The sequence below is a fragment of the Nonomuraea sp. NPDC000554 genome, from assembly GCF_040300065.1.
Taxonomy (GTDB): Bacteria; Actinomycetota; Actinomycetes; order Streptosporangiales; family Streptosporangiaceae; genus Nonomuraea.
In genome coordinates this window covers 1-25985 of record NZ_JBEPDC010000007.1, presented here as the reverse complement: position 1 = coordinate 25985, position 25985 = coordinate 1, and the positions used below count along the sequence as shown (strand labels likewise).

The window sequence follows — 25985 nt, the reverse complement described above, 5'->3', positions numbered from 1 at the left end:
GACAGTTGCGGGACAGCGCCGGACTCGCACCGGACTTCGCTGCGCTCTGCGCGTCGGACAAACGCTATCAATTCCCCGGATGCGCCCGAAGTCAAGGGGTGGCGAGCTGACGCTCCGCCTCCGCGAGGACCTGCTGAAGCCTGAGGCCGTGCGCCGCGTCGAGCGGGTGGCCGCCGCCCGCCCTGACGGTCGCGGCGAACTCCTCGGCGATGATGTCGAACGGGTCGTCTTCCCAGGGCTGGAGGACCGCGTTGCCCGTCCGTCCGTACACCGCGAACGTCGACGGCGGCAGGTCGCCGACGGCGGCCATGCACAGCGACGCCTCGCTGACCGCGCCGCTCTCGTGCTCGAGCAGCAGGCCGGTCCAGCGGAGCGGGTCTCCGTGCGCGCGCACGCCGGTCACCCGGCCGAGCGCCGCGTCGAGCAGGTCCACCACGTGCGGGCCCACGTCCAGCAGCGCGCCGCGTTCCAGCCGCCACGGCGTGCCGAACGCGTGGCCGCCGGTCAGCACGCCGGAGATGTTGGCCGCATGGCCGCCGAACGGCTCGATCTCGCCGCAGCGGGCGAGGAACGTCCTGGTCTGGGGGGTGTAGCGCATGGTGAGCACCATCTGCGTGGGCACGCCCGTCTCGGCGACCGCGTCGGCCAGCCGCCGCGCGTTCTCCAGCGAGTCGGCCAGCGGCTTCTCCAGCAGCAGCGCCTTGCCGGCCCGCGCGGCCAGCACACCCAGCTCGGCCTGCACGGCGGGCGGGACGCTGAAGGCGACGGCCTCGCACGCGTCGAACAGCTCCTCGACCCGCTCGAACACGGGCGCGCCGAGCCGTGCGGCGGCCTCGGGACGCCGAGCCCACACGCCCGCGAGCCGGGTGTGCGGCCCCTTGGCCAGCATCGGCGCGTGCGCCATCTCCGCCCACGGCCCAGCACCGATCAGACCCACCGCTACCGGCTCCATCGAACCTCCCGTTTCCGCTTTTAGCAGACCTTATTGGACCAACCTCCGGAGAGTGCGGGGTGCGGGTCCTTGAGAGGGAGGAGAGGCGTTGTGGGAGCAGGCGGCTACCGGGGCCCGCGAAGGGCCGGGGCGTCACCACTCCACGTGGAGAGCGGCCAGCCCGCGACCCACGATCGACCTGCGGTAGGAGATCGGCCGGTCCGCCAGCCGGAGGGCGGGCAGGCGGCGGCCGAGCACCTCGATCGCGGTCCGCAGCTGCAGGCGGGCGAGGGCCGCACCGACGCAGAAGTGGATGCCGTAGCCGAACACCAGGTGCGCGTCGGCGTTGGGACGGCCGATCAGGAAGCGCTCGGGCTCGGCGAAGACGGTCTCGTCGTGCGCCGCCGAATCGGTGGACAGCAGGACGAGCGCCCCCGCCGGGATCGTCACACCATGTAGGGAGATGTCGGTCGTCGCGTACCGGAACGAGCCCAGCGAGGCGCCGTCGATGCGCATGCACTCCTCGACCGTGTTCTGGACCAACGCCGGCGGCACCGGCCACGCCTTCTCCCGCAGCAGCCGCAGCACGCTGTTGCCCAGCTGGTTCGGCACGGTGTCGTTGCCGCCGAGCAGGATCGTGGAGATCAGCTCCACCACCTCGCGATGGGTCAGCTCCTGCCCGATCAGCGAGGCCATCAGGGAGGTGAAGTCGTCCCGCGGGTTCTCGGCCCTGTCGGCGACCAGCCCGTCCACGTACGCCAGGTAGGTCAGGAAGCTGTCGGCCAGCTCCAGCTGCCGCTCGGGCGGCTGCGGCGACAGGAAGAGCTGGAACCAGTCCTTCACGTGCGCCTGGACGAACGCCTCGTCCTGCTCGGGGACCCCGATGAAGCGCGCGGTCAGCTTGATCGACGGCTCGTGCCCGATTTCCCGGACGAAGTCGGCCGCCCCCTGCGGCTGGACGCGGTCGAGCAGGTCCTCGTTGAGCTCCCTGAACCGGTGCTCCAGCGCCGACACCGCGCGCGGCGTGAACGCCTTCGACACCGAGCGCCGCAGCCGGGTGTGGTCGGGCGGGTCGACGTTGGCCACGAAGCTCGACAGGAACGACCCGTGCTCGCCCAGCTTCTCGCGCGTCTCCCTGGTGAGGCTGCGGGAGATCGTCAGCGAGCCGGCCGAGGAGAACCGCCGCGGATCGCCGTACGCCGCCCGGACGTCCGCGTGCCTGGTCAGGACGTACGCGCCGAGGTGCTCGCTGCGGAACACCGGGCGCTCGCGGCGCAGCCCGGCCAGGAACGGGTACGGCGCGGCGACGTGCCAGTCCGCGCTGACGTCGAAGTCCTCGATCATCCGAAGATCCTCCGCGGGTTGTCGACGAGCATCTGACGGATCTGCTCCTCGGTGACGCCCCGCCTGCGCAGCTCGGGCAGGACGTCCCGGGAGATGTGCAGGAGGTGGTAGTTCGGGTGACGCTCCCGGACGACCTGCGGATCGAAGCGGTCGTTGAAGCAGTACGAGTCGTGCCCCAGGACCATCCGGCCCGCGTGCCCGCGCTCGCACAGCGTGGCCACGATCGACACCCGGTCCTCGAAGGGGCTGATCGTCTCGATGCCGAAGCGGTCCATGCCCAGGTACGAGCCGTTGGCCAGGAGCTCCTCCAGGTAGGCCAGGTCGGTGGAGTCCCCGGCGTGGCCGATCACGACCCGTCCGAGATCGACGCCGAGCGAGGCGAGCAGGCGCTGCTGCTCCAGCCCGCCCCTGGAGGCGCTGTGGGAGTGCGTGGTGATCGGCACGCCGGTCTCCAGGTGCGCCTCCGCGACCGCGCGGAACACCCGCTCGCATCCGCTGGTCAGGCCGAGGTGGTCGGAGGCGCACTTGAGCACGGCCGCCTTCACCCCCGTCCTGCCGATGCCGTGCGCGATGTCCCGGACGAAGAACTCCGCCAGCCGGTCGGGCCCGCCGAACAGCGAGCCCGGCCCCCGGTTGCCGAAGTACGGCGGCAGCGCGTCGTAGGTGTAGAGGCCGGTGGCGGCCACGATGTTCACCGCGGTCAGCTCGGCCACCCGCCGCACCGCCGGGACGTACCTGCCCAGCCCCACCACCGTCAGGTCCACGATCGTGTCGACGCCCTCGGCCTTGAGCGCGTCCAGCTTGGCGGCGGCCTCCCTGGCGCGTACCTCCAGGTCCCAGCCCTCCGGGAGGTCCGGCCAGTTCCACAGGATCTCCGGGCTCAGGCCGAACACGTGCTCGTGCATCAGCGTCGCCCCCAGCTCGGCGACCGGGCCCCTCACGGTCTCAGGCACGGGAACCTCGGATGCTCGAACGGCCGGTTCACCTCGAGGCCCAGGCCGTCCGTCTGCCGGTACGGCGTGCCCGTGTAGAGGGCGTCGGCGTCGAAGTAGGTGACGGTGAACGACAGGCGCGGGCTGTCGCGGCGGTTGGCCGGGGCGCCGTGGACGGTGAGCGCGTGGTGCACGGTCGCGTCGCCCGCCCGCAGGTCCAGCGGCGGCGACAGCTCCAGTTCCTTGAGCCACGGGTGCTGACTGAGCTGGTCGTCGCCGACGCGGGTGAAGCTCCGTCCGAGCAGGCCGTGACGGTGGGAGCCGCTGTAGAACCTGAGCGAGCCCATGTCCGCGGGGACGTCCACCAGGGCGAGCCAGAACGTCAGCATGGCCGAGCGGTCCATCGGCATCCACGGGAAGTCCTGGTGGAACTCGGTGGCGCCGTGCTCGCCCACCTCCTTGACCAGCAGGTTCGTCACCTGCACGCGGACGGCCCGCACGCCGTGCAACAGCCGGACGGCGTTTCGGCCCATCTCCGCGGCGAGCGCGAGCGCCCCGAACAGCTCGTCGCTCTCGCCGATGTCCCTGCTCTGCCCGAACGCCCGATCAACCAACGCCCCGCGCCCCACAGCCCCGGCCCCTGTCACCCCCGAACCCACGTCGCCATCCCCTGTCACCCCCGAATCCACGTCGCCATCCCCTGTCACCCCCGGCCCCGCGACACCGCCCCCTGCCGTGCCACGGCGCTCGGCACCGGCACCTGCCGCCTCCCGAGCTGCGGCGTCTGGCCCCGCCGTGGCACGGGCCCGCGCCGTCACGTGCCCCAGGGCCCGCTCCCGCAACGCCGCCACGTCCTCGGGGCCGACCAGGCCGGGCAGCCGCACCCACCCGTGCTCCTGGAAGAAGCCGGCCTCGTCGTCGGTCGCCTGGCGCACCGCGATGTCCATGCCTCAGTCTTACACTTGTAGCAAGCGCTTGGTAGCCCTCTCGACCCTTCGCACTCCAGGGGCGGGCGAGGACGACAGCGCATACACTCCTAGCCAAGCGCTTGCTTGTCTCGCGAGAGGAGTGGCGGAGTGCGGCGGTTCAGGTTCGGGGCGGTGGTCAGGCAGGCGGAGTCCGGGAAAGCCTGGGCCGCGAAGGCCCGTCAGCTGGAAGAGTCCGGGTTCGACGTGCTGCTCGTCCCGGACCACCTGGTCGGGCCGAGGTTCGCGCCCGTCGCGTCGCTCGCCGCCGCCGCCTGCGCCACCAGCCGCCTGAGGGTGGGGACGCTGGTGTTCGCCAACGACTTCCGGCACCCGGCCGTCCTCGCCAAGGAGGTCGCGACCCTGGACGTCCTGTCCGAGGGGCGGGTGGAGGTCGGCCTGGGGACGGGCTGGATGGCGTCCGACTACGCGGCGAGCGGGCTCGGGTTCGAGCCCCCCGGCGTGCGGGTGGACCGGCTGCGCGAGGCCGTCACCGTGCTCAAGGGGCTGTGGAGCGAGGGCGCATTCGATTTCGAAGGGACGCACTACCGGATTTCGAAGCTCGACCAGCAGCCGAAGCCCGTACAGCGGCCGCATCCACGGTTGCTTCTCGGGGGTGGCGGCCCACGGATGCTGCGGCTCGCCGCCCGCGAGGCCGACGTGGTCAACATCGGGATGCGGGTCCGCGCCGACGGGACCGGCCCCGACGGAGGCGACGGCGGGGCGGCGGCGTTCCTGGGGAAGCTCCGGGTGGCCAGGGAGGCCGCCGGCGCCCGGTACGAGCGCCTCGAACTGGGCACCAGCGTGATGCAGGTGGGCGTCCGCCAGGCCGAGGAGACGTGGAGCGCCGCCGACACCAGGTCCCTGGACGACACCCCCCAGGTCCTCCTAGGCACCCATCACGACATCGTGGATAAATTGCGCTACTGGCGCGATAGCCACGACATTTCGTACTTCGTGCTCCACCACGAACGCGACCTGAAAGCGTTCACCCCAGTAGTCGAGGAACTCGCCACCACCTGAGAGCACAACGACGCGCACCCACTCGGCGGTGGGGTGGCTGCGCGAGCGGCGGGTGCTACTGCCTGGCGTGACCCGCTCGACCCGTTGGCGGCCCGGTACGCCTTCTGCCGGCGCGAAGGTCGGCAGGGGGAACACGGAGTCGCGGCGGTGCCGTGGGCGGGCGGCGGTGGGATGTGGGGGCCGGTGGTCAGGCGGCGTGTCATCAGGGTGATGGAAGGCACGAGAAGGTCATAGCTGTGCGGCCGTGCGGATCAGCGCGGCGAGGGCATGGGAGCGGCTGTGCGCAGGCCAGACGATGTGGGTGACGACGGGGGGTGCGTCGGTCACGGGGACGGCGGTGTGCTCGGCCCATAGCCAGGCGCGGGCGGAGTCGGGGAAGACGGCCACGGTGCGTCCGAGGGCGATCAGCTGGGCCAGCTGCGTCTGGTCGTGGATCTCGGGGCCCGGGCCGGGTGCGTACGTGCCGTGGCGGGGCCAGCGGGCGAGCGGAAGATCGGGGATGTCTCTGACGTCGGCCAGGGACAGGGTCCTGCGCGCGGCGAGGGGGTGCCCGGCAGGCAGGATGGCGATCTGCCCCTCGGTCATCAGTGTCTCGCTGTCGAACCCGGCGAGGGAGTTGAACGGCGTGTGCATGAGCGCCACATCAGCGCGGCCATCGCGCAGCAGCTCTGCCTGCTCACACATGCCGCACGGCAGCACCTCGATCTCGGCGGCATCGGGCTCGGCCGCGTAGGCGTCGAGAAGTTTCTGCAGCAGCTCGTGAGATGCGGCGGCTTTCAACGCCAGCACCAGGCGATTGCGGGGGCCATCCGGACTGTCAGCGCCACCGGCGCGACGGGCGCGGCGAGCGGCAGCGGTGATCGCGTCGAGGGCTGCGCGGCCCTCGTGCAGCAGCACCTCTCCGGCGCCGGTCAGGGAGACGCCGCGGCGGTTACGTTTCAGCAGGGAGACGCCGATGCGCCGCTCGAGCTGCTGGATCGCCCGGGACAGCGGTGGCTGGGCCATGCCGAGGCGCTCGGCGGCGCGGCCGAAGTGCAGTTCCTCGGCGACGGCCATGAAGTATCTCAACTCGCGGGTCTCCAAGGTGTCCATCGCCGCAGCATATCTCGGTGATACCTGCCGGGTATGACAGGACACCGGATCGGTGTTGGATGCACCGCTCGTCCGCGAGCGAACATCAACGGCATGAGCGAAACGAAGATCGCGCTGGTGACCGGCGCGAACAAGGGAATCGGGTACGAAATCGCGACCGGGCTGGGCACCCTCGGGTACCGCGTGGGCGTGGGAGCCCGCGACGAGGCCCGGCGCGAGTCCGCCGTTGAGAAGCTGCGCGCCGCCGGGACGGACGCGTTCGGGGTGCCCCTGGACGTGACCGTTGACCAGAGCGTCACCGAGGCCGCGGAACTGATCGAACGGCAGGCCGGGCGCCTGGACGTCCTGGTCAACAACGCCGGCATCTCAGGAGAAACGGGGCCGGGGTGGATGCAGGACCCGACCACGCTCGACCTCGACGTGGTCCGCACGGTCGTGGAGACCAACGTCATCGGTGTCATCCGGGTGACCAACGCGATGCTTCCGCTGCTACAGCGCTCGACGTCGCCACGCATCGTCAACCTCTCCAGTGTCATCGCCTCCCTGACTCGGCAGGCGGACCCGGACATCGAGGTCGGCCCCATCATGGCGGCCTACGCGCCGTCGAAGTCGTTCCTCAACGCCGTCACCGTGCAGTACGCCCGGCAGTTCGCCGGTACGAACATCCTGATCAACGCCGCCTGCCCGGGCCTGGTCGCGACCGACTTCACCGGCTTCCATGGACCCCGCACTCCTGAGCAGGGCGCGGCCACGGCGATCCGGCTCGCCACGCTGCCCGACGGCGGCCCGACGGGGTCGTTCTTTGAGGACGACGGCGTCATCCCCTGGTGACCGCGGGCCTGGCCGTAGGGCAGGCGGGCCGGCCCGGTGTCCGGGCACACGTCCCGGTCAGACACGGCCTTCCCCTGCCCTGGACGGCGGTGGGCCACGAGCACCGGCCCGCGACCGTGGCCGAGCCGCCACCTACACGGTCAGCACCACCTTGCCCATCGTGTTCCTGGCTTCCAGGGCGGCGTGCGCGGCGGCGGCCTCCGCCAGGGGGAAGGACTGGACCGCCGGTTCCAGGAGGCCGTCGGCGGCGGCTCGCAGGGCCTTGTCCTGCAGGTCGGCCACGCCGCCCGGGCGCCCGAGCAGGTAACCGATGCCGTCGAAGCGGGTGACCTCACGGGACTTCAGCTCGCTGTCGTCCGGCGCGAACCACTCCCCCGAGGCCTGGCCGAACACCACGTGACGGCCGCCTCTCGCCAGCAGGCCGAAGGCGGCGTGGGCCAGGGGCCCGCCGACCCCGTCGAACACCACGGTCACCTCGCCCACCGCCTCGCGTACCAGGTCCGTCCAGCCGGGCCGGGTGTAGTCCACCGCGACGTCCGCGCCCAGCTCTCGGGCACGGGCCGTCTTCGCGGCGCCGCCCGCCGCGCCCACGACCGTCGCCCCCACGCGGTGGGCGTGCCGCACCAGCAGCGTGCCGATCCCGCCGGCCGCGGCCGTCGCCAGCACCACGTCGGACGCCGTCACGGGCGCGAGCTCCAGCAGTCCCATGGTGGTGGCGCCGGTGGTGTTCATCGCGACCGCGGCGCCGTACCCAAGATGATCGGGAAGGGACGTCACGTCCGCCGCGGGCGCGACGGCCAGCGAGGCGTACCCGCCGGATGTCACATCGGACGTCACCACGCGCCTTCCCAGCAGGGCGGGGTCGGCCCCGTCCCCCACCGCGTCGACCCGCCCTGCCACCTCGCTGCCGAGGATCGCGGGCAGGCCCGGCGCCGGGTGCGGCCCGACGGGGATGCCCCTGCGCAGCCGCGTCTCGATGAAGTGCAGCCCAGCGGCGTGCACGGCGATGCGGACCTGCCCCGGCCCCGGCTCAGGATCGGGGACGGTCTCCAGGCGCAGGTTCTCAGCGGGGCCGTAAGAGTGGAGCGTGATTGCGTGCATGCGCCCCACCCTGCTACCTGAAGCAAGGTTGAGGTCAAGCGTGCCGGATGATGGTGCACATGGATGAGATGTTGCTGCTCAGGCATGGTGAAACCGAATGGAGCAGGACGGGCAGGCACACCGGGCTGACCGACGTGCCGTTGACGTCCGCTGGAGAGGAGCAGGCTCGCGCGCTCGCCTCCGTGGTCAAGGCGTGCACGTTCGACCTGGTGCTCGTCTCGCCCGCGCAGCGCGCCCGCCGCACCGCGGAGCTCGCCGGGCTGACCGACTGCGAGGTGGACCCCAACCTGTGGGAGTTCGACTACGGCGGCTACGAGGGCGTCACCACGCCGGAGATCCGCACGTCACACCCCGGCTGGTACCTGTGGCGCGACGGCGTGATCCCGGGTGACGCGCACCATCCCGGCGAGAGCGTGGAACAGGTGGGCGCCCGCGCCGACCGCGTGATCGCCCGCGCCAGGCAGGCGGAGGGACGGGTGGCGCTGGTCGCGCACGGCCACATCCTGAGAGTGCTCGCCGCCCGCTGGCTGGGCCTGCCACCGCAGGACGGACGCCTGTTCAAGCTCGACACGGGCACCTACTCCCGCCTCGGCTTCGAACACGCCGAACCCGTCGTGACCACGTGGAACGCCCCGGCCACCTGAGCCTGAACCACTCGCGGCGAGGCTGGTCCGCGACCGGGACCACGCCTCGCCGGTCCGACAGACGGTGGCCGCCCCCTACTTTGGTCGGCCGCGGCAGCTGCCAAGGTCCGATGTGCCGGCGCGGGACGCGTCTCTAGCGTCGGGGGCATGACACAGGCTGAGGCGCCACGGCGCTCGATCGCCAGGCGCGTGCACGAGATCGACGCCGTGCGAGGGTTCGCGCTGGCGGGAATCCTGATAGCGAACATCGGGTTCTTCGCCGACCCCGGTTACGCGGCGGGAGGGGGCACGATGCCCATCACCGACGGCCCCGTCGCGTTCCTCTTAAGCACTCTCGTGCTCACCAAGTTCTACATTCTCTTCTCCTTCCTCTTCGGGTACTCCTTCACGCTCCAGACGCGCGACGGGACGCACGTGAAGGCCAGGATGCTGCGGCGCTGCCTCGGGCTGTTCGTGATCGGGGTCCTGCACGGGCTGCTGCTGTGGGTCGGCGACATCCTGACGCTGTACGCCGCGCTCGGGCTGATCCTGCTGGCCGTGCGCAACGTCCCGCCCAGGAAGGCGGTCGTCGCCGGCTGCGTCATCATCGGCGCCATGTCGGTGATCTGGCTGCTGCTGGCCGGGCTGTCCCTGCTCGACCCGTCCGGCACGGCGACGGCGACGGCGACGGTGGATCCGGCGGCCGCGGCGCGGGCGGAGGCGCTGGTCACCGACGGGCCGTTGGGCTTCCTGAGCTTCCAGGTGGAGACCTATCCGGCAATGGCCGGGCTCGTGTGGATCGGGCAGGGGACGATGGCGATGGCGCTGTTCCTGTTCGGGCTGGCGGCGGGAAGGGCGCGGCTGTTCGAGGAGCCGGAGCGCTGGGCCCATCTGGTGCCGCGCATCCAGTGGGTGGGCTTCGGCGTCGGGTTGCCCGCCGCGGTCTTCTTCGCCTGGATGTCGCACTTCGAGGGCGCGTTGCAGCTGGTCGCGCTGGCTGTGAACGACGTGACGTCCGTGCTGCTGACCGCCGCCTACGTGGTCACCGTGCTGCGGATGTTCAAGCGGTTTCCCGCCGTCGTGGGGGTGCTGTCGCCGGCCGGGCGGGTGGCGGCGTCCAACTACATCGGGCAGTCGGTGCTGTGTTGCCTGATCTTCACCGGGTACGGGCTGGGGCTCGCGGGCAAGCTACCGCCCGTCGCCGTGATGGGGGTCGCCGTGGTGATCTACACGGCGCTGCTGGCGGTGAGCGCCTGGTGGCTGCGCGGGCACCGGTACGGGCCGATCGAGTACGTCCTCCGGCGGTTCACCCGCTGGTCCGCTGTTCCCTAGGTTGCGGGCGGGCCAGCAGGGTCTCCCTCCATGGACCTTCCAGGAACTCCCGAGCCCGCTTGCTCCAGTCGAGCAGGCGGGGATCGGGGGCGACCTCGTCGTCCAGGCCCAGGGCGGCGTCCCGGGCGCGTTGCATGGCGAGGTGGTCGTCGAGCGACACCGACCAGAGGGTGACGGCCTCGGTGTCGCAGAACAGCACCTCGTACAGGCCCACCAGGCGGTGGCCGTGCTCCGCCAGCAGCGGGGCGCGTTCCGTGCGGACGGCTTCGAGGTAGTCGAGCGCGGCCCCTGGACGTACCCGGGCGCTCTCGAAGAGGTAGAAGGGCTCGGCCGGCAGCTCGTCCATGGGCGGGCAGCCGGGCACGGCTCCGAGCGGCCGGGAGAACGCGGAGAAGCGCAGGTCGTCGATGTCCGACAGGAACAGCCGCTCGTCCACGCCCTGGTAGATCTCCATCATCTGCCGCCAGCCGCCGTCCCAGCCGCCGCGGCACTGCCAGAGCGTGACGACCTTGAACTGGGGGTGGCCGGTGATGCCGACGGCGTAGAACGCCCCCGCGAGGTGGATGTCGCGCGACCTGATCGACATGCCCGACGTCAGCGTGGGCACCGAGCGCGTCTCGTCCTCTTTCTTGTAGCGGGTGAGCCAGGTCAGGTACTCCAGCGGTCGCCGCGAGTTCATCGGCCTGAAGTCGACCTCTTCGAGAAGGAAGATCTCGCGCCGCACCACGCCTCCTCAACCAAGCGGTTGCTTGGCATCAAGATAGCATGAAGATCAGGCGAGCACCTGAGACGGCTGCGGCCCCCTGCCCGTCAGCCATTCCACTACCCTGCGGTGCCCGGACGCGGCGTCCTCGAAGTGCCCCCAGTGCCAGTAACGCGGCTGGTCACGCAGGCCCGTCACCCAGGTGCGGTAGGCGACGGAGCCGCCCGAGGGCACGGGCGCGACGCCGTAGGTGCGGATCACGACCTTGCCGCCGGGCGCGAAGAGCACGTCGTCGGCGATCGGATAAAGGGTCATCTGGTCGAGCATGTCCCGAGCTTGTCGGTATGACGAGACCGGGTGGTTACGCCTCCGGCGCGCCGCCGTTAATCGAGCACGCCGGAGGTAAACAGGCTGTTACACCAGCAGGCCGTCGAACTCTCCGTCCTTCACACCGAGCACCAGGGCCCGGATCTCGTCGCGGGTGTAGATCAGAGCCGGGCCGTCGGGGAAGCGTGAGTTGCGCACCGCGATCGCGCCGTCGGGGAGCTCCGCGAGCTCCACGCAGTTGCCCTGCGAGTTGCTGTAGCGGCTCTTGCGCCAGGCGACCTGCGCGAGGTCGGTCGCGGGCATGCCGTTGTAGTTCTGCTTCATCTACATCTTTCTGAGAAGACCGCCGATGAGCTCGACGGTGCCTCCTGGCGTGGTGCTCTCCACGCACAGCTGCTCCATGGCGGTGAGATACGGGTCGATGTCCTCACGCTTGTCCAGGTACAGGGCACCCCAGAGCTGCTCGACGTAGACAACGTCCGACAAGTCGGACTCGGGAAACCGCAAGATGCTGAACGCGCCCCCTTCAGCGGCGTGCATGCCGAACCGGAAGGGCATCACCTGAATGGTGATGTTGGGAAGGGCGGCGACTTCCAGCAGATGCTGAAGCTGCTCGGACATGACCTCCCGCCCGCCGATGGTCCGCTTGAGAGTCGCCTCGTCGATGACCGCCCACAGCCGCGGGCCGTCCTTCTGCGTGAAGCGCTCCTGCCGCTGCATGCGCAGATGCACGCGGCGTTCGATCTTCTCCGGGCTCTCATCGGGGTTCCCGAGCCGGAAGACCGCTCGTGCGTAGTTGGCCGTCTGCAGCAGGCCGGGCACGAACTGCACCTCATAGGTGCGGATCACGCTCGCGGCCTCCTCCAACCCCACATAGGTGGTGAACCACCCCGGCAGCTCGGCCGAATACTTGTGCCACCACCCGGGAGTGTTGGCTTCGCGGACCATTTCCAGCAGGGCACGGCGTTCGGCATCGTCGACGACGCCGTACAGGGTGAGCAGGTCTTCCACGTCACGTGTCTTGAATCCGACCCGTCCGAGCTCCATCCGGCTGATCTTGGACTCGGACGCACGGATGTGGAAACCGGCCTGGTCACGAGTGAGCTCGCTGGCTTCGCGCAGGCGTCTCAGGCTTGCCCCGAGCATGATGCGCCGAACCGTCGAACCTGAACCGGGCGGATCGAGGGACACGTGCTGCTCCTTGGTCGTCTCCTAGCCACACAGTCTGTCACTTCACGGCCGAAAGATCATGGGCCGCGGCCAAGATCCCCTTTCCCCCACATTGACCATTTGATGGCCAACCGTAGCGGTTGCATGGTGTGTCTGCACGTGCATTCGCTCTTGCACCTGCACGAGAGTTTCAAGCAGAATGATCAATGTGCAATCCCCCACGGCACACGGCCAGTGGACCACGTTCGACTGGTGGCCCCCGGTCGGCTGGTGGCCAGAGGCGGCGCGCGACCTGCTGGTCGCCGGGCCGTCCGCGAGCGCCACGTTCGTGCTCCCGCCCACCGCCTCCTCGATTCACGCGGCTCGCAGCTTCACCACCGGCACGTTGACGGGCTGGGGGATGAAGGAGCTGATCGAGAACATGGAACTGGTGGTCTCGGAACTGGCGACCAACGCGTTACGGCACGGCCTGCGCCTGCCGGAGCCGAGCTGCGAGCGTCCCGTGCACATGTCGCTGGTACGGCGGGGCCCGCTCGTCACCGGCGCCTTCACCGACCCCGCCTCCTCGGTGCCGGTGCTGCGCTACCCGGGCCCGCTCGACGCGGGCGGCCTGGGGCTGCACATCGTCGAGTCGCTGAGCCACCGCTGGGGCTGGTCGGCACTCTCGCCACACGGGAAGATCGTCTGGGCAGTCCTCTCCTGACCGGGGGTCTTCTGCACTACCGTGGATGCTCATGGCTCACGGTGAGTCCCGCGCGCGACCCCACGAGAGTGCTGACCGATGGATGATCACCTGCTCGGCTGGCTGCGAACACTAGAAGAAGACCGACTGGGCCGCATTCTCGCGAACCGGCCCGACGCCATCGCGGCGCCGTGGCCGCGGCGGCTCGACACGCTGGCCCAGCGCCTCGGCAACGGTTTCGCCGTGATGGAGGCGATGCGTGGGTTACCGCTTCCGTGCCTGGAACTCGCCCAGGCCTGCCTGGCCCTGCGGGAGGCCACTCCCGAGCGGCTGGCCGCCTTCGTCGGCGTCCCCGCCGCCGAACTGACGCCCTGGCTCGACCGTCTGTACGACCACGCGCTCGCCTGGCCGGGCGCCGACGGCGTCGTCCACCTGGCTGAGGGCGTCGCGCGCTGGTGGACCGCTCCGCTGGGCCTCGGCGAGCCGCTCGACCACTACCTGAACTCCTGGACGATCAGCAACGACATGCTGCGCGCGCTCGCCCGCAACCTCGGCCTGCCGCCCCACGGCAACAAGCGCCGCACGATCGCCAGGGCCGCCGAGACGCTCGGCGACCCCGACCGGCTCGACGCGCTGCTGCGCGACGCCCCCGACGGCACCCGCCCGCTCCTCGACGGCTTCGCCTGGGACGGCCCGGTCCGCGACGTCGAGGGCGGCCGGTTCGTCATGCCGGGCACGCCCGAGAAGTGGGCCGCGGACCACGGCCTGCTCTACCGTCCGAGCTGGCACGTGGCCGAGATGCCGCGCGAGGTGGCGCTCTGCCTGCGCGGCCCCTCCTACCACCCGCCCTTCACGCCGGACGCGCCCGAGATCGCCACCCTCCCGGTCGACCCGGAAGAGGCCGACCACCTGATGACGCTGGCCGCGCCGCACGTGGTCGAACGGTGCGCGGCGCTGCTCGACAACACGTCCAAGGTGCCGCTGCCGCTGCTCAAGACGGGCGGCGTGGGCGTGCGCGAGGTGCGCAGGGTGGCCAAGGAGACCGGCTGCGACGAGGACGAGACCCGGCTGCTGCTGGAGATCTGCGCGGTGGCCCGGCTGCTGGCCTGGGACGAGCAGTCGGCCGGCATGGTCCCGACCGAGCGGTACGACCGCTGGCGGCTCGACGAGGGCTCGGTCCGGCTGCGGGTGCTGCTGTCGGCGTGGTGGCGGATGGAACGCTCGTCCCTGCGGAAGATCGACGGCAAGTACGGCACGGTGCTGGGCGACGACCAGTCGGGCAGCGCCGTGGCCCGGGTGCGGCGGGCCGTGCTGTCCGCGCTCGCGGCCCTGCCCTCGGGCACGGCCTTCGCCGGGCAGAGCGGCCTGGTGCGCAACGTCCACTGGAACGCGCCGCTGCTCGACCAGGCGCTGCTCACCGAGTGCGCCCCCGCGGTGCTGGCCGAGGCCAGGCTGCTCGGCCTGCTCGCCAACGACACGCTCACCGACCTCGGCAGGGCGCTGGCGGGGCTGGCCGGGAGCGCGGGCGACGAGAACGACGACACGGTGCCCCTGGTGGAGCACGATCCGGCGCTGGTGGAGGCGTCCACGAGGGCGCTGGCCAGCGTCCGCAGAAGCGCCCTTTTCGGGCCCGACCTGACCGCCGTCGTGACGGGGCCGCCCTCGGCGGAGCTGGCCGCGCTGCTCGACCGGGTCGCCGAACGCGAGTCGCGGGGCGCGGCGTCGGTGTGGCGCTTCAGCACCGAGAGCGTGCGCCGGGCGCTCGACCGCGGCTTCGACGCCGACGAGCTGCTGGACGAGCTGGCCGGGGTCGGTACGATCCCGCAGCCGCTGGAGTACCTGGTGCGCGACACCGCCCGCAGGCACGGCGAGGTGACGGTCAGCACGGTCGGCTGCGTGGTGCAGGCGTCCGATCCCGCGCTGCTCGCGGAGATCGCCTCACACCGGCGGCTGGCCCGGCTCGGCGTGCGCCTGCTCGCGCCCACCGTGCTGGTGAGCTCGGTGGGGCCGGAGCCGACGCTCGCCGCGCTGCGTGAGAACGGCTACTCTCCGGTGGCCGTCTCCGACACCGGCGAGATCGCGATCCACCGCACCCGGGCCGAGGAGCCGCACAACGGCAAGCTGATCCTGCTGCCCGGCGGCCAGGTCGCCGAGCTGTCCGACTTCGAGGCTCCGCACCAGGCCTTCGCCGAGCCCGCGCCCGACCCGCACGAGCACGCCCGCCGCCTGATCGCCGCAGGGAGGAACGCGAACGAGCAGAACGGGCGCACCTGGGCGGTCATCGGCCGGATGGCCACCAGGCTGGCGACGGCGCAGCAGTCGCTGCTCGGCTTCGTCGTCGACCGGGGCGTGCGCGCGGGCATCACGCTGACCGACGGCCTGACCGCCACGATCAGCCACGGCGAGCTGCGCGGCGGCGTGCTCGACGCCTGGTGCGAGGAGGCCGGCGACTACCTGGAGTTCCCCCTCGCCGAGATCGTCGAGGTCAGGGGAGCTTACTAGCCTTCTCCAGGTTGGCCGCGAGCTCCTCCATGACGGCCGCGTACCCCTGGTAGCTGAAGGGCGCCTCGGCGCGCCACGGGTAGAGTCGGCCCGCCCTGACCGCGGGGAGCTTGGCGAAGGTGGGCTTCTTCATCATCTCCTCGGGTTTGAGCGACTGGGTGCGGGTGTCGTAGAGGATGACGTCGGCGTCGTACATGTCGGCGTTCTCCCAGCTCAGCGTCTGAAAGAAGCCGCCCTGGTCCACCTTGCCGGGCTTGACGACGTTCAGGCCGCTCTGGGTGAGGTGGACGATGTCGGGGTACTCGGGCGGGTTGACCACCCACATCGCGTCGGGGCCGCCGGACATCATGAGGATCCGGAGGTCCTTGAACTGCTTCAGCCGCTGGGTGGCCGCCTCGAAGCGGGCCTTGGCCTCGGCGACCCCCTTCAGGTCCGCACCCAGGGACCTGGCCAGCTCCTCGTACCTGCCGATCACCTGGGTCGCGCTCCGGCCGGTGAGCATGATCCCGGCGGTGGGGGCGACCTGCTCGATCGTGGCCTTCGACTTCTCCGGGACGTACCAGAGCGTCCCTTTGACGTACATGTTGCTCACCAGGAGGTCGGGCTGGAGCGAGATGTACTTCTCGACGTTGAACTCGTCCCAGACGTTGCCCAGGCCCTCGACCTTGGTGATGTCGACGTTCCCCGCCTGGGGGTCCCTGGCGCCGTCCTTGAGGCGGTGCGGGCCGAACACGGCGATGGGGCGCACGCCGAAGTCCCACAGCGCCGCCGCCGCGCCGACCTGGGCGACGATCCTGCTGGGCGCCTTGGGCAGGTCGAGCCTGGCCCCCCGGTCGTCGGTGAACGACCAGCCCGCTCCGGCGGGGCCCTGGGACGCCTGCGTGGCCGCCGTCCCGCTTCCGCAGGCCGTCAGTGCCAGCGCCGCGAACCCCGCGGCGGCCGCGAGGAAGCCCCTGCGAGCCAGTACCGGTCCCGACATCTCCAACTCCTAAGGTTAGGCTTACCTTCGTAATGAGGCATTAGATTAGCCTTACCTAAATTTGGTCGTCACGAAAGGGTGCTGTCAGTGCGTTCCGCCACGGAAACGTCCCCGCCTCCCGTGAGGAGGACGCGAGCCGCCACGCTCGGGGCGGGGCTGGTGCTCATCGGCGGCGTGCTCGTGCTGGCGGCGATGGCCAGCGTGGCACTGGGCGCGCGGTCCGTGCCCCTCTCCACGGTGGTGGACGCGCTCGTGGCCCCCGACGGGTCCAGCGACCACGCGGTCGTCCTGGAGTTACGGGTGCCGCGCACGCTGCTCGGCATCGGGGTCGGCGCGGCGCTCGGCCTGGCGGGGGCGCTCATGCAGGGCCTGACCCGCAACCCGCTGGCCGATCCCGGGCTGCTCGGCATCAACGAGGGGGCGGCGCTGGGCGTCACGGTCGCGCTCGGGCTGCTCGGGCTCTCCGACCCGGCCGTCTACGTGTGGTTCGCCTTCGCGGGCGCCGCGCTGGCGTCCGTCGCGGTGCACGCGCTGGGCTCGTCGGGCCGGTCGGGCTCGGGACCGGTGCGGCTGGCGCTGGCGGGGGTGGCGCTCGGCATGGTGTGCACCGCGGCGGCCTCGGCGATCCTGCGCGTCGACGCGCAGACCTACGACCGGATGCGGTTCTGGCTGGCGGGCTCGCTCGCCGGGCAGGGGCCGGACGTGCTCGTCCGGCTGGCGCCGTTCATGGTCGCGGGCCTGGCGCTGGGCCTGCTGCTGGCCAGGCCGATGAACATGCTGTCGCTCGGCGACGACGCGGGCACGGCCCTCGGCGTGGCGGTGACCAGGACCAGGGTGCTGACCGCGGCGGCCGTCACGCTGCTGTGCGGGTCGGCCACCGCCGCCGCCGGGCCGCTCTGGTTCGTCGGGCTGGCCGTGCCGCACCTCGTCAGGGGCGTCGTGGGGCACGACCAGCGGTGGGTGCTGCCGTACTCGGCGCTGGCCGCGCCGGTGCTGCTGCTCGTCGCCGACGTCGCGGGACGGCTCGTCGCCCGGCCGGGAGAGGTGCAGGTGGGCATCGTGAGCGCGGTGATCGGCGCGCCCGTCTTCATCCTGATGGCCCGGCGCAAGAGGCTGGCGGCGCTGTGAGGCGGCTCGACTCGGCACGGCTCGGCCCGTGGTCCGTGCGGCTCGCGCCGCGTGCCCTGCTCATCGGGCTCGTCCTGGTGGTGGCCGCCTGCGCCGTGACGGTCGTGGCGATCTCCGTCGGCGAGTTCACCGTGCCCGTGCCCGACGTGCTCGGCGCGCTCTTCGGCCAGGGCAGCCCGGTCGCCGAACTGATCGTGAACAGGCTGCGCGCGCCCCGCGTCGTCACCGGGCTGCTGGTGGGGGCGGCGTTCGGCGTGAGCGGAGCGATCTTCCAGAGCCTCACCCGCAACCCGCTCGGCAGCCCCGACTTCATCGGTTTCACCGCGGGCGCCTCCACCGGCGGCATCCTCGCCGTGGTGACCGGCGGCACCGCCCTGCAGATCGCGGGCGGCTCGCTGGCGGGCTGCGTCGTCACGGCCGTGCTCGTCTACGCACTGGCGTTCCGCCGGGGCGTGCGCGGCTACCGGCTGGTGCTCGTCGGGATCGGCGCCAACGCGCTGCTCGTCGCCGTCAACTCCTACCTGCTGACCAGGGCCAACATCAACGACGCGGCGACGGCGGGCGCGTGGCTGACCGGCAGCCTGAGCGGGCGCGGCTGGGATCACGCGATCCCGGTGGCCGTGGCGCTGGCGGTGCTGCTGCCCGTGGCCGCGGCCGTGTCCCGGCCGATGCGGATGATCGAGATGGGCGACGACGCCGCCAGGTCCGTGGGGATCAGGGTCGAGGCGGTGCGCGCGGTGGCCATCGCGGCGGGGGTGCTGCTGTGCGGGGTCGCCACGGCCGCCGCCGGGCCGGTCGTCTTCGTGGCGCTGGCCGCGCCGCAGCTGGCCAGGCGGCTGACGCGCGCCGCGGGCGTGACGTTGACGGCGTCCGCGCTGATGGGAGCCGTACTGCTGACCGGCGCCGACCTCGCCGCGCAGCGCCTGCTCGCCCCCACGCAGCTTCCCGTCGGCGTGCTCACCGCCGCGATCGGCGGCGGTTACCTCGCCTTCCTCCTGCGAAAGGACCGCTGATGCCCTCCCCCGCCAGCCGCCTGTCCGGCAGCGGGCTGACGCTCGCCTACGACCAGCGGATCGTCGCGACCGGCCTGGACGTGACCATCCCCGACAGCTCGTTCACCGTGATCATCGGCCCGAACGCGTGCGGCAAGTCCACGCTCCTGCGCGCGCTGGCCAGGATGCTCAAGCCCCGGCGGGGCGCGGTGCACCTGGACGGCAGCGTGATCACGGCGCTGCCGTCGAAGGAGGTGGCGCGGCGGCTCGGCCTGCTGCCGCAGACCTCGATCGTGCCCGACGGGATCACCGTCGCCGACCTGGTGGCCCGCGGCCGGTACCCGCACCAGCGGCTGATGCGCCAGTGGTCGAAGGCGGACGAGGCCGCGGTCGCCGAGGCGATGCGCGCCACCGACGTGGCCGGGCTGTCCGGCAGGATCGTGGACGAGCTCTCCGGCGGGCAGCGGCAGCGGGTGTGGCTGGCGATGGCGCTGGCGCAGGAGACGCCGATCCTGCTGCTGGACGAGCCGACGACGTTCCTCGACATCTCCCACCAGATCGAGGTGCTCGACCTCTGCGCCGACCTGCACGAGGCCGGACGGACGCTGGTGGCGGTGCTGCACGACCTCAACCAGGCGTGCCGCTACGCCACGCACCTGATCGTGATGCGGGACGGCGGCGTCGTCGCCGAGGGAGACCCGTCGGAGGTCATCACGCCGGAGCTGGTGGAACGGGTCTTCGACCTGCGGTGCGAGATCATCGAGGACCCGCAGTCGGGCACTCCCCTGATCGTGCCGGAGTCGCGCCGCCGGGCGGTCACGCCGTTGAGCACACCGCGCGGGCCAGTTCGGTGACGCCCGCTCTCGCGCGCGCCTCGCCGAGCTCGTCGCGCAGGACCTCCACGACCTCGGCGGCGACAGCGGCGAGCAGGGTGTGCGAGAGCGCGTCGGCGTCGCGGCCCGGGCCGGCCTCGGCGAGCAGGATGGCGACGTGGCGGTGCCAGAAGCGGTAGGCGCCGATCCGGTAGCGCGCGCCCTGGCTGGCCGTCTCGGACATCCGCACCAGGTCCAGGTGGGCGAGCAGGTAGTCGAGGTAGGCGGTGAAGAAGGCCACCAAGCGGTCGGGGGCCGCGGCGCCGGGGCCGAGTGGGGGCGGGCCCGAGAGGATGCGCTCCTGAAGCTCGTGCTCCCGTGCGTCCAGCAGCGCCACCGCAAGCCCGGATTTGTCGCCAAATCTGCGGAAAAGGGTGCCTTTGCCGACTCCGGCTTCGGCGGCGATCGCGTCCATCGAGACCGCCTCGACGCCCTTCTCGGCGAACAGCTTGGCCGCGGCGGCGAGCACCTTCTCCCTGTTGCGCGCCGCGTCCGCCCGCTCCCGCACCGGACGGGACCGCAGCAGCTCCAAGGACTCCACGAATCGGACTGTAGTCCCATTCATCGCGGAGCTGCAAACGCGGCGCGCGAGCACCGCCGGGTCAGTGGGCACCGCAGCGCCGCACCGCGAGCAGCGCCAGCGCCCTGGTCACCTCCAGCAGCTCGCTCAGCTCCACCTGCTCCCTGGGAGCGTGCGCGAACCGCACGTCCCCCGGGCCGAAGTGCAGCGACGGGACGCCGCCCGCCGCGTACAGCCGCAGGTCGCTCCCGTAAGGCGCGGCGGACTCGGCGATCGTCCGGCCCGCCGTGTCGGCGACGGCCCTGCGCACCTCGTCGAGCAGCGGATGCCCGGCGGGCAGCCGCCCGCTGGCGAACTGCCCGCCGGGCCAGGTCACCGCGGGCGGGTTGGCGCGCAGCCACGGGTGCCCGGTGCCCAGCACGGCCTCCTCGAACGCGGCCCGCGCCTCGGCGGGGTCCTCGTCCAGGCGGACCCCGAGGCGCCCCTCGGCGACGAGCAGGTCGGGGACGCTGCTCGCCCAGTCGCCCGCCCGCACGGTGCCGATCTCGATCGGGTACGGCATCGCGTTGCCGTCGAAGACGCCCGGCAGGTCGCGGTTGCGCTCGGCCTCCAGCCGCCTGATCGCCTCGAACACCGGCCAGAACACCTCGACCGCGTTGACCCCCTCGTACCGGGTGGCGCCGTGCGCGGCCCGTCCGGCGACCTCCAGCCGGAACGTCAGCGCGCCCGCGCTCGCGGTGATCACGGCGCCGCTCGTCGGCTCGGTGATGACGGCCGCCTCCGCGGTGTGGCCCCTGGCCAGGGTCGCGAACGCGCCGAGGCCGCCGTCCTCCTCGCTGATCACGCAGTGCACGGCGAGCGGCCGGCCCAGGCTGACGCCCGCCCGCTTCAGCGCGCGGACCACGGCCAGGTTGGCGACGAGCCCCGCCTTCATGTCGCAGGCGCCCCTGCCGTGCAGGACGCCTCCGGCGATGCGGGCGGCGAACGGGTCGCTGCCCTCCCACTTGGCCAGGTCACCGGTCGGGACGACGTCCACGTGGCCCTGCAGGGCGAGCGCCGGGACGCCCTCACCTCCGGTGACGGCCGCCACGCCGTACCCCTCCGTCCTCGGGGCCTCGGTGCCGGGGAAGCCCGCGCGCCGCCTGAGGTCGTCGAGGTCGAGCTTCCAGACGTCCACGTCCATGCCCGCCTCGGCGAGCATCCCGGCGAAACGGTGCTGCAGGTCAGACTCGGCGTCCGTGCCCGTGACGCTGGGCACCCTGACGGTCTCGGCCAGCAGGTTGACGGTCTCGGCCTCGTCGATGGCGGTCAGCACCCTGGCTTCCACGTCGCGCATGGTGCACACCTTCTCATGAACCTTCGTGGGGGTTCGTGGCGATACAGGGTCGGAGGTGCGTGTGCGCATTCTGGTGAGCGGGCTGGTCTGGCTCGCGGTGACGCCGTTCGCGGCATGGGCGGTGCTGAGGGTCGGCGGGTTCGGGGATCTGTGGCCGTGGGTGCCGGTGGCGGCGTACACGCCGTACGCCGCGGCGGCGTCCCTGCTCGTCCTGGTCGCGGCCGCGGCGCTCAGGAGATGGGCGGCGGGCGCGGTCGCGCTGGCCGTCGCCGTGGCGCTGGCCGCCGCCGTGCTGCCCAGAGGCGTGTCCGATGGCGCGGTTCCCCCTCGGGGGCGGGAACTGCGGGTGCTGGCGGCGAACCTGATGGTGGGCTCGGCCGACCTGGCGGAGCTGGCGGCGCTGGTCACCCGGCTCAGACCGGACGTGCTGACCCTGCAGGAGCTCACCCCCGAGGCCGCCGAGCGGCTGGGCGAGATCCGCAGGGCGCTTCCGCACGCGGTCGAGCTGCCCGGTCCGGGGGCGAGCGGGTCGGGCGTCTACTCCCGGTACCCGCTGACCGCGGCCGAGCCGATCACGATCCGGTTCACGCAGGCCAGGGCGGTGCTCACGGAGCCGGGCGGGGTGCGGGTGGAGATCGTCTCCGTCCACCCGTGCCCTCCCAAGCACCGCGAGAGCCTGACGTGCTGGCGGGCCGGACTGGACGCGCTGCCCCGCGGGGGCGGGCAGCCGCGCGTGCTGGCCGGCGACTTCAACGCCACCCTCGACCACCAGCCGCTACGCGCCCTGCTGGCGGCGGGCTACCGGGACGCGGGCGACGCGACAGGGCAGGGCTTCACGGCGACCTGGCCGCAGCCCGGCTACAGCCGGTATCCGGGGGTGGTCATCGACCACGTGCTGGCGGACGCCCGGACGGCGGTGACCTCCTACGGCGTCCACCCGCTGGCGGGCACCGACCACCGGCCGGTGTTCGCCGTCCTCAGGCTTTCCTGACGCCCGCCTCGGTGAACCGCACCGGGAAGCCCTTGCCCGCGGGTGAGGACCGTGCTGAGGCGGAAGGCGCCGTCGCCCCACACCCCGGCTCCGCCCGTATGCGCGCGGCGGGGACGTACGAGTTTTCGGGCGGGCACGTAAACTTCCCGTTGTGGTAGAGCCTAAGTTCGAGATCCAGATGCTGCACGACCGGGTCATGATCCGGTTGGAGCACGAGGCCGAGGAGCGCCGGAGCGGTTCCGGGATCGTCATCCCGGCGACCGTGAAGCTGGCCAACCGCCTGGCCTGGGGCGAGGTCTGCGGCGTCGGGTCGAACGTGCGCTCGGTCAAGGTGGGCGACAAGGTCCTGCTCAACCCCGAAGACCAGTTCGAGGTGGAGCTGCACGCGCAGGTGTACCTGGTCATGCGCGAGCGCGACCTGCACGCGGTGGCCACCCAGGAGACCGACCACGGCACCGGGCTGTACCTCTAGTTCCTGGCGAAGGCCACCCAGAAGCCGCCGTCCCACGTCCTGCGCGTGACGGCGGCGAGCACGCGGGTCGTCTTCCCGTTCAGGTCCAGCACCGACAGCCGGTACGCGCCCCGGTACGCCGTGGCGGCGATCACGTGGTCCTCGTCCCACCAGCCGAACAGCGCCACCGGCTGCGTCGCCACGCGCTTGGCGATCGTGCCCGTGGCCGGGTCGACCACGCAGAGCTGCTCCTTGAACCGCGACGGGCACCACGTGGCCAGCCGTTTGCCCGACGGCGAGTACGACCGCTCCGGCCCGGCCGGCCGGCCGAGGCCCGGCTGGGTGCTCACCACCGCGCCGTCGCTGGGGCGGTAGACGCGCAGGCCGGTGCCGTACCTGGCGACGAGGTTGCCGTCGGGGTTCCACCAGAAGGTGGTGCCGCTGTCGACGCCCGTCAAGGTGACCGTGCTGGTGGAGCCGGTCTTCGCGTCGACGACGGCGAAGCCGGTGGTGCGCCACTTGCCGCCGTCCTTGCGCTCGACGGTGAGGGCGACCTTGGCACTGTCGCGGGACCAGGACGCGTAGGAGGCGGTGAGCGGCTGCTTGACCGTGCGGATCCGGCGGACCGCGCCGGTGCCCCGGTCGGTGAGAAGGAGCTCGTCGTAGCCCGAGCGGTAGCTTCCGGGGACCGCGGCGACGGTGCGGCCGTCGGGCGAGAGCGCGACCTCCTCGACGCCCTTCTGCTGGGCGAACGCGGTGCCGTCGCGGTTGCGCAGGTAGACGCTCTTGGTGCCGAGTCCGTACGCGACGACCCGGACGGGGTCGCCGGTCTTATCGAGATATGTCACCCCGGTTCCGGGGAGCGGCATGGTCAACGACAGCGCGAGGGCGAGTTCGGCGAGCACGCCCGCAGAATAGACAGCCGGACCGCGCCAGTCGCCGATCGATAGCGAGCGGGTCTCAGAGCAGTTTCCGGCCCCACTCAAGGAGATCGATGCCGACGGTCCGCATACCGAAGTAGACGATCACCGCGGCGGCGGCGACGGTCACGAGCAGCACCAGGATGCGGACGGTCCAGCCCTGCCGCTTGTACCACTCGGTCCAGGCGTGCAGTGTGCGCTTGCCGAACTCCAGCACCTTGTGCGCCCAGTGGAACTCGGTGGCGAGCACGGCCAGCCCGGCGAACACGACCAGCCACCCGGGCCCGGGGAACGGCACCATGATCAGCCCGCCGACCACCATGACCGCGCCGATCACGCCGATCACGATCTTCAGGGTGAGCGCCCCCGTGCGGGTGGCCCTGATGCCGTCGAGCCAGCCCTGCAGGCCGGTGCGGGCGGGCATGGCGGAACGGGCGGCCGCCTCGTCCTTCATGGCGTCGGCGTCGCCGGCTTCGAAGTTCTGGATGGGCACGTCTCCCCCCGGACGTAGATGTGCCCTCCAGGATACGGGCGGCGGCCGGGAGAAGCGGCACGCAACACTTGACTGTCGCACTCAACGACGAAACTACCCAGACAGTAAAATTTCGTGCCTCTACCGGCGAGATCCGGCAAGCATCGGTTAAGGTCCACTATGCCCGAGGTCATGCTACGCACCGTCACCGGCCCGATCCGCGCGGCCGCCGTCAACGGTGCCGTTCTCCCCCATGAGCACCTGCGCACCGACATGCGCTGGGCGGTCGGCATCGACTCCGACCCGCACCGCTGGCTGGACGAGGAGCAGACGGTCACCGCCGAACTCCTCGACCTGCGGCAGTCCGACCAGCTCAACCTCGTGGTCGAGCTGACCTGCATGGGGATGGGACGCGACGCCGCCACCCTGGCGCGCGTCGCCGCGGGCAGCCGGGTCCCCGTGGTGGCCTCGACCGGCCTGGCGACGCAGCCGTTCGCCGACCTGGCCGACGCGGACGTCAGCACACTCACCCGGCGCCTGATGAGCGAGATCACCGACGGCCTCGACAGCAGCGGTGTGTTCCCCGGCGTCATCGGCGAGGTCGGAGCCTGGGGCGCCGAGCCCACCCCCGCCGAGGAGCGCGCCCTGATCGCCGCCGCGCACGCCTCCCTGGCGACCCACCTGCCGGTCGCCACGTACGGCCAGGACGGGCTCGGCCTGCTGGAGATCCTCCTCACCCAGGGCCTGCCGGGCTCCAAGGTCGCCGTCGGCTACGCCGGCACCGACCCCGTCATCGCCCGCAAGATCGCCGAAGCGGGCGCCTACGTCAGCCTCGGCGCGCTCACCCACGGCCCCGACCAGGCGGCCAGGACCGCACTCGGCCTCATCGACGACGGCCACGCCGACCGCCTGCTGCTGAGCACCGGCGTCTGCCGGGTGGCACACCTCCAGAAGTACGGCGGAGCCGGATACGCCCAGCTCTTCCACGCGCTGCTGCCGCGCCTGCGGGAGGTGGGCGTCGACGAGGACACCATCCGCGTCATCACCCACGACAACCCGCTGCGCTGGCTCACCGGCGGAGCCGGTTGACCTCAACCGGGCGCGAGGTTGCCTGCTCTGCCCCGTGACCTTCACCCGAGCAGAGCTCGACTGCCTCGCGACGATCTCGCCCGAGGGCCAGGCGCAGAGCAGCCCTGTCGGCTTCTTCGTCGACGCCGAGGCCGGAACGATCGACATCGGCGCGTCCGAGAAGTTCCGGAACATCGCGGCGGGCAGCACGGTGGCGTTCGCGGTGGACGAGCCGGCGTCCACCAACCCGTGGACCGTCCGGGGCGTCGAGATCCGCGGCACCGCTGACGCCCTCACCGGCCAGGAGCCGCCCTTCCCCGGTTTCACCGGATCACGCCACGGAAGATCATCTCTTGAGGCCTGGGAGAGCCGGGCTCGAACCGCAAGGTCTGAAACTGGCTAGGATCAGGGCTACACGTGCCTGGCTCCGGGCCGCTGGCGGCCCGGAGCCGCCGCACCCTCGCACCGCGGGCCGATGAGCAGCAGCGGCTGGTTGGAGGATGGTGACCGAGCACACGCACAGGAGCGGCCGCCTGCGCGGGCCGCTCGCCACGCTGTCGCGCCTGGCCCGGCTTGGGGACGTCCCGGTCGTGGTCATGCTGGCGTGGGCGGGCTGGCTCGCCGTCCCCTGGTCGTTCAGCGGCCTGGCGCAGGCCCGCGCCGCCGCGGCGGCAGCCGCCGCCGACGCCACCCCGCCG

The 25985-nt window shown here is 71.9% G+C and carries 29 protein-coding genes; 14 read left to right on the top strand and 15 right to left on the bottom strand.

Annotated elements, in window-relative coordinates:
• Nucleotides 1–91: 91 nt before the first annotated feature.
• The 4 genes from ABT294_RS15530 to ABT294_RS15515 all read right to left on the bottom strand — a co-directional run bounded on the left by ABT294_RS15530 (nt 92) and on the right by ABT294_RS15515 (nt 4154).
• Nucleotides 92–952, bottom strand: a complete 861-nt coding sequence (locus ABT294_RS15530) for a Gfo/Idh/MocA family protein (RefSeq protein ID WP_350806248.1) — start codon at nt 950–952, stop codon at nt 92–94.
• A gap of 132 nt (nt 953–1084) precedes the next feature.
• Nucleotides 1085–2275 (bottom strand): cytochrome P450, encoded by a 1191-nt coding sequence (locus tag ABT294_RS15525; protein WP_350806246.1) that lies wholly within the window; start codon nt 2273–2275, stop codon nt 1085–1087.
• On the bottom strand, nt 2272–3228 hold the full coding sequence (locus tag ABT294_RS15520; protein WP_350806245.1) for a phosphotriesterase family protein: 957 nt from the start codon (nt 3226–3228) through the stop codon (nt 2272–2274). Before ABT294_RS15520 ends, ABT294_RS15525 begins: the two co-directional genes overlap by 4 nt.
• Nucleotides 3213–4154: a phytanoyl-CoA dioxygenase family protein gene (locus ABT294_RS15515; protein ID WP_350806244.1), complete on the bottom strand. Its 942-nt coding sequence runs from the start codon at nt 4152–4154 to the stop codon at nt 3213–3215. Before ABT294_RS15515 ends, ABT294_RS15520 begins: the two co-directional genes overlap by 16 nt.
• Before the next feature lie 129 nt (nt 4155–4283).
• Here ABT294_RS15515 and ABT294_RS15510 point away from each other — a divergent pair, with 129 nt between their 5' ends.
• Nucleotides 4284–5195: a TIGR03621 family F420-dependent LLM class oxidoreductase gene (locus ABT294_RS15510; protein ID WP_350806242.1), complete on the top strand. Its 912-nt coding sequence runs from the start codon at nt 4284–4286 to the stop codon at nt 5193–5195.
• Nucleotides 5196–5423: 228 nt separating this feature from the next.
• Here ABT294_RS15510 and ABT294_RS15505 read toward each other — a convergent pair whose 3' ends face one another.
• Nucleotides 5424–6287: a LysR family transcriptional regulator gene (locus ABT294_RS15505; RefSeq protein WP_350806241.1), complete on the bottom strand. Its 864-nt coding sequence runs from the start codon at nt 6285–6287 to the stop codon at nt 5424–5426.
• A 93-nt stretch (nt 6288–6380) separates the two neighbouring features.
• On the opposite strand from ABT294_RS15505, the gene ABT294_RS15500 reads away from it, so the two are divergent.
• Nucleotides 6381–7118, top strand: coding sequence for an SDR family oxidoreductase (locus tag ABT294_RS15500; protein WP_350806239.1), 738 nt, complete (start codon nt 6381–6383; stop codon nt 7116–7118).
• Between the two features lie 132 nt (nt 7119–7250).
• On the opposite strand, the gene ABT294_RS15495 is transcribed toward ABT294_RS15500, so the two are convergent.
• Nucleotides 7251–8219, bottom strand: coding sequence for a zinc-binding dehydrogenase (locus tag ABT294_RS15495; protein ID WP_350806238.1), 969 nt, complete (start codon nt 8217–8219; stop codon nt 7251–7253).
• A gap of 59 nt (nt 8220–8278) precedes the next feature.
• Between ABT294_RS15495 and ABT294_RS15490 the strand changes: the two genes are divergently transcribed.
• Both ABT294_RS15490 and ABT294_RS15485 read left to right on the top strand, forming a co-directional pair.
• Nucleotides 8279–8863: a histidine phosphatase family protein gene (locus ABT294_RS15490; RefSeq protein WP_350806237.1), complete on the top strand. Its 585-nt coding sequence runs from the start codon at nt 8279–8281 to the stop codon at nt 8861–8863.
• Between the two features lie 147 nt (nt 8864–9010).
• Nucleotides 9011–10174, top strand: a complete 1164-nt coding sequence (locus ABT294_RS15485; RefSeq protein ID WP_350806236.1) for a DUF418 domain-containing protein — start codon at nt 9011–9013, stop codon at nt 10172–10174.
• Here the strand turns inward: ABT294_RS15485 and ABT294_RS15480 are convergent.
• The 4 genes from ABT294_RS15480 to ABT294_RS15465 all read right to left on the bottom strand — a co-directional run bounded on the left by ABT294_RS15480 (nt 10149) and on the right by ABT294_RS15465 (nt 12395).
• Entirely contained in the window at nt 10149–10898 is a 750-nt protein-coding gene (locus ABT294_RS15480) for a hypothetical protein (protein ID WP_350806235.1), read from the bottom strand. The two genes, ABT294_RS15485 and ABT294_RS15480, sit on opposite strands and share 26 nt — an antisense overlap.
• Nucleotides 10899–10946: 48 nt before the next feature.
• Nucleotides 10947–11192, bottom strand: a complete 246-nt coding sequence (locus ABT294_RS15475) for a hypothetical protein (protein WP_350806234.1) — start codon at nt 11190–11192, stop codon at nt 10947–10949.
• Nucleotides 11193–11291: 99 nt separating this feature from the next.
• Complete coding sequence (locus ABT294_RS15470; RefSeq protein WP_350806233.1) at nt 11292–11528, bottom strand: DUF397 domain-containing protein; 237 nt, start codon at nt 11526–11528, stop codon at nt 11292–11294.
• Nucleotides 11529–12395: a Sco1979 family transcriptional regulator gene (locus tag ABT294_RS15465; RefSeq protein WP_502912046.1), complete on the bottom strand. Its 867-nt coding sequence runs from the start codon at nt 12393–12395 to the stop codon at nt 11529–11531. It abuts the gene before it with no gap.
• A gap of 178 nt (nt 12396–12573) precedes the next feature.
• Between ABT294_RS15465 and ABT294_RS15460 the strand changes: the two genes are divergently transcribed.
• Together ABT294_RS15460 and ABT294_RS15455 are read left to right on the top strand one after the other, a co-directional pair.
• Nucleotides 12574–13077, top strand: coding sequence for an ATP-binding protein (locus ABT294_RS15460; RefSeq protein WP_350806230.1), 504 nt, complete (start codon nt 12574–12576; stop codon nt 13075–13077).
• Nucleotides 13078–13155: 78 nt separating this feature from the next.
• Nucleotides 13156–15558, top strand: coding sequence for a helicase-associated domain-containing protein (locus tag ABT294_RS15455; RefSeq protein ID WP_350806228.1), 2403 nt, complete (start codon nt 13156–13158; stop codon nt 15556–15558).
• Here ABT294_RS15455 and ABT294_RS15450 read toward each other — a convergent pair.
• Entirely contained in the window at nt 15542–16537 is a 996-nt protein-coding gene (locus ABT294_RS15450; protein WP_350806227.1) for an ABC transporter substrate-binding protein, read from the bottom strand. The genes ABT294_RS15455 and ABT294_RS15450 overlap by 17 nt on opposite strands.
• Nucleotides 16538–16657: 120 nt before the next feature.
• On the opposite strand from ABT294_RS15450, the gene ABT294_RS15445 reads away from it, so the two are divergent.
• The 3 genes from ABT294_RS15445 to ABT294_RS15435 are packed head-to-tail and all read left to right on the top strand — an operon-like array spanning nt 16658 to nt 19511.
• Complete coding sequence (locus tag ABT294_RS15445) at nt 16658–17665, top strand: FecCD family ABC transporter permease (RefSeq protein WP_350806226.1); 1008 nt, start codon at nt 16658–16660, stop codon at nt 17663–17665.
• On the top strand, nt 17662–18678 hold the full coding sequence (locus tag ABT294_RS15440; protein ID WP_350806225.1) for a FecCD family ABC transporter permease: 1017 nt from the start codon (nt 17662–17664) through the stop codon (nt 18676–18678). Before ABT294_RS15445 ends, ABT294_RS15440 begins: the two co-directional genes overlap by 4 nt.
• Nucleotides 18678–19511, top strand: a complete 834-nt coding sequence (locus ABT294_RS15435) for an ABC transporter ATP-binding protein (RefSeq protein WP_350806224.1) — start codon at nt 18678–18680, stop codon at nt 19509–19511. The genes ABT294_RS15440 and ABT294_RS15435 overlap by 1 nt, the downstream gene beginning before the upstream one ends.
• On the opposite strand, the gene ABT294_RS15430 is transcribed toward ABT294_RS15435, so the two are convergent.
• A complete protein-coding gene (locus ABT294_RS15430; protein ID WP_350806222.1) occupies nt 19474–20070 on the bottom strand; it encodes a TetR/AcrR family transcriptional regulator in 597 nt (198 codons plus the stop codon). The genes ABT294_RS15435 and ABT294_RS15430 overlap by 38 nt on opposite strands.
• A gap of 61 nt (nt 20071–20131) precedes the next feature.
• Nucleotides 20132–21385 carry an ArgE/DapE family deacylase gene (locus ABT294_RS15425; RefSeq protein WP_350806221.1) on the bottom strand — a complete coding sequence of 418 codons (1254 nt, stop codon included), beginning with the start codon at nt 21383–21385 and terminating at the stop codon, nt 20132–20134.
• A gap of 55 nt (nt 21386–21440) precedes the next feature.
• Here ABT294_RS15425 and ABT294_RS15420 point away from each other — a divergent pair, with 55 nt between their 5' ends.
• Both ABT294_RS15420 and ABT294_RS15415 read left to right on the top strand, forming a co-directional pair.
• Complete coding sequence (locus ABT294_RS15420) at nt 21441–22376, top strand: endonuclease/exonuclease/phosphatase family protein (RefSeq protein WP_350806220.1); 936 nt, start codon at nt 21441–21443, stop codon at nt 22374–22376.
• Between the two features lie 151 nt (nt 22377–22527).
• On the top strand, nt 22528–22848 hold the full coding sequence (locus ABT294_RS15415; RefSeq protein ID WP_350806219.1) for a GroES family chaperonin: 321 nt from the start codon (nt 22528–22530) through the stop codon (nt 22846–22848).
• Here the strand turns inward: ABT294_RS15415 and ABT294_RS15410 are convergent.
• Both ABT294_RS15410 and ABT294_RS15405 read right to left on the bottom strand, forming a co-directional pair.
• Nucleotides 22845–23732 (bottom strand): TolB-like translocation protein, encoded by an 888-nt coding sequence (locus ABT294_RS15410; protein ID WP_350806218.1) that lies wholly within the window; start codon nt 23730–23732, stop codon nt 22845–22847. The genes ABT294_RS15415 and ABT294_RS15410 overlap by 4 nt on opposite strands.
• A gap of 55 nt (nt 23733–23787) precedes the next feature.
• Nucleotides 23788–24240: a TIGR02611 family protein gene (locus ABT294_RS15405; RefSeq protein ID WP_350806217.1), complete on the bottom strand. Its 453-nt coding sequence runs from the start codon at nt 24238–24240 to the stop codon at nt 23788–23790.
• 159 nt (nt 24241–24399) lie between these two features.
• Between ABT294_RS15405 and ABT294_RS15400 the strand changes: the two genes are divergently transcribed.
• From ABT294_RS15400 to ABT294_RS15390, 3 genes are all read left to right on the top strand, one after another.
• A complete protein-coding gene (locus ABT294_RS15400; protein ID WP_350806216.1) occupies nt 24400–25308 on the top strand; it encodes a phosphotriesterase family protein in 909 nt (302 codons plus the stop codon).
• A gap of 34 nt (nt 25309–25342) precedes the next feature.
• Complete coding sequence (locus ABT294_RS15395) at nt 25343–25690, top strand: pyridoxamine 5'-phosphate oxidase family protein (protein ID WP_350806215.1); 348 nt, start codon at nt 25343–25345, stop codon at nt 25688–25690.
• 97 nt (nt 25691–25787) lie between these two features.
• On the top strand, nt 25788–25985 hold a 198-nt coding region (locus ABT294_RS15390), incomplete at its 3' end, for a hypothetical protein (protein WP_350806214.1).

Bases quoted from the DNA above. Each gene is read 5' to 3' on its own strand.
- ABT294_RS15530 (WP_350806248.1), bottom strand. From the start codon at position 952: ATGGAGCCGGTAGCGGTGGGTCTGATCGGTGCTGGGCCGTGGGCGGAG.
- ABT294_RS15525 (WP_350806246.1), bottom strand. From the start codon at position 2,275: ATGATCGAGGACTTCGACGTCAGCGCGGACTGGCACGTCGCCGCGCCG.
- ABT294_RS15515 (WP_350806244.1), bottom strand. From the start codon at position 4,154: ATGGACATCGCGGTGCGCCAGGCGACCGACGACGAGGCCGGCTTCTTC.
- ABT294_RS15505 (WP_350806241.1), bottom strand. From the start codon at position 6,287: ATGGACACCTTGGAGACCCGCGAGTTGAGATACTTCATGGCCGTCGCC.
- ABT294_RS15500 (WP_350806239.1), top strand. From the start codon at position 6,381: ATGAGCGAAACGAAGATCGCGCTGGTGACCGGCGCGAACAAGGGAATC.
- ABT294_RS15495 (WP_350806238.1), bottom strand. From the start codon at position 8,219: ATGCACGCAATCACGCTCCACTCTTACGGCCCCGCTGAGAACCTGCGC.
- ABT294_RS15490 (WP_350806237.1), top strand. From the start codon at position 8,279: ATGGATGAGATGTTGCTGCTCAGGCATGGTGAAACCGAATGGAGCAGG.
- ABT294_RS15485 (WP_350806236.1), top strand. From the start codon at position 9,011: ATGACACAGGCTGAGGCGCCACGGCGCTCGATCGCCAGGCGCGTGCAC.
- ABT294_RS15475 (WP_350806234.1), bottom strand. From the start codon at position 11,192: ATGACCCTTTATCCGATCGCCGACGACGTGCTCTTCGCGCCCGGCGGC.
- ABT294_RS15470 (WP_350806233.1), bottom strand. From the start codon at position 11,528: ATGAAGCAGAACTACAACGGCATGCCCGCGACCGACCTCGCGCAGGTC.
- ABT294_RS15460 (WP_350806230.1), top strand. From the start codon at position 12,574: ATGATCAATGTGCAATCCCCCACGGCACACGGCCAGTGGACCACGTTC.
- ABT294_RS15455 (WP_350806228.1), top strand. From the start codon at position 13,156: ATGGATGATCACCTGCTCGGCTGGCTGCGAACACTAGAAGAAGACCGA.
- ABT294_RS15450 (WP_350806227.1), bottom strand. From the start codon at position 16,537: ATGTCGGGACCGGTACTGGCTCGCAGGGGCTTCCTCGCGGCCGCCGCG.
- ABT294_RS15435 (WP_350806224.1), top strand. From the start codon at position 18,678: ATGCCCTCCCCCGCCAGCCGCCTGTCCGGCAGCGGGCTGACGCTCGCC.
- ABT294_RS15425 (WP_350806221.1), bottom strand. From the start codon at position 21,385: ATGCGCGACGTGGAAGCCAGGGTGCTGACCGCCATCGACGAGGCCGAG.
- ABT294_RS15400 (WP_350806216.1), top strand. From the start codon at position 24,400: ATGCCCGAGGTCATGCTACGCACCGTCACCGGCCCGATCCGCGCGGCC.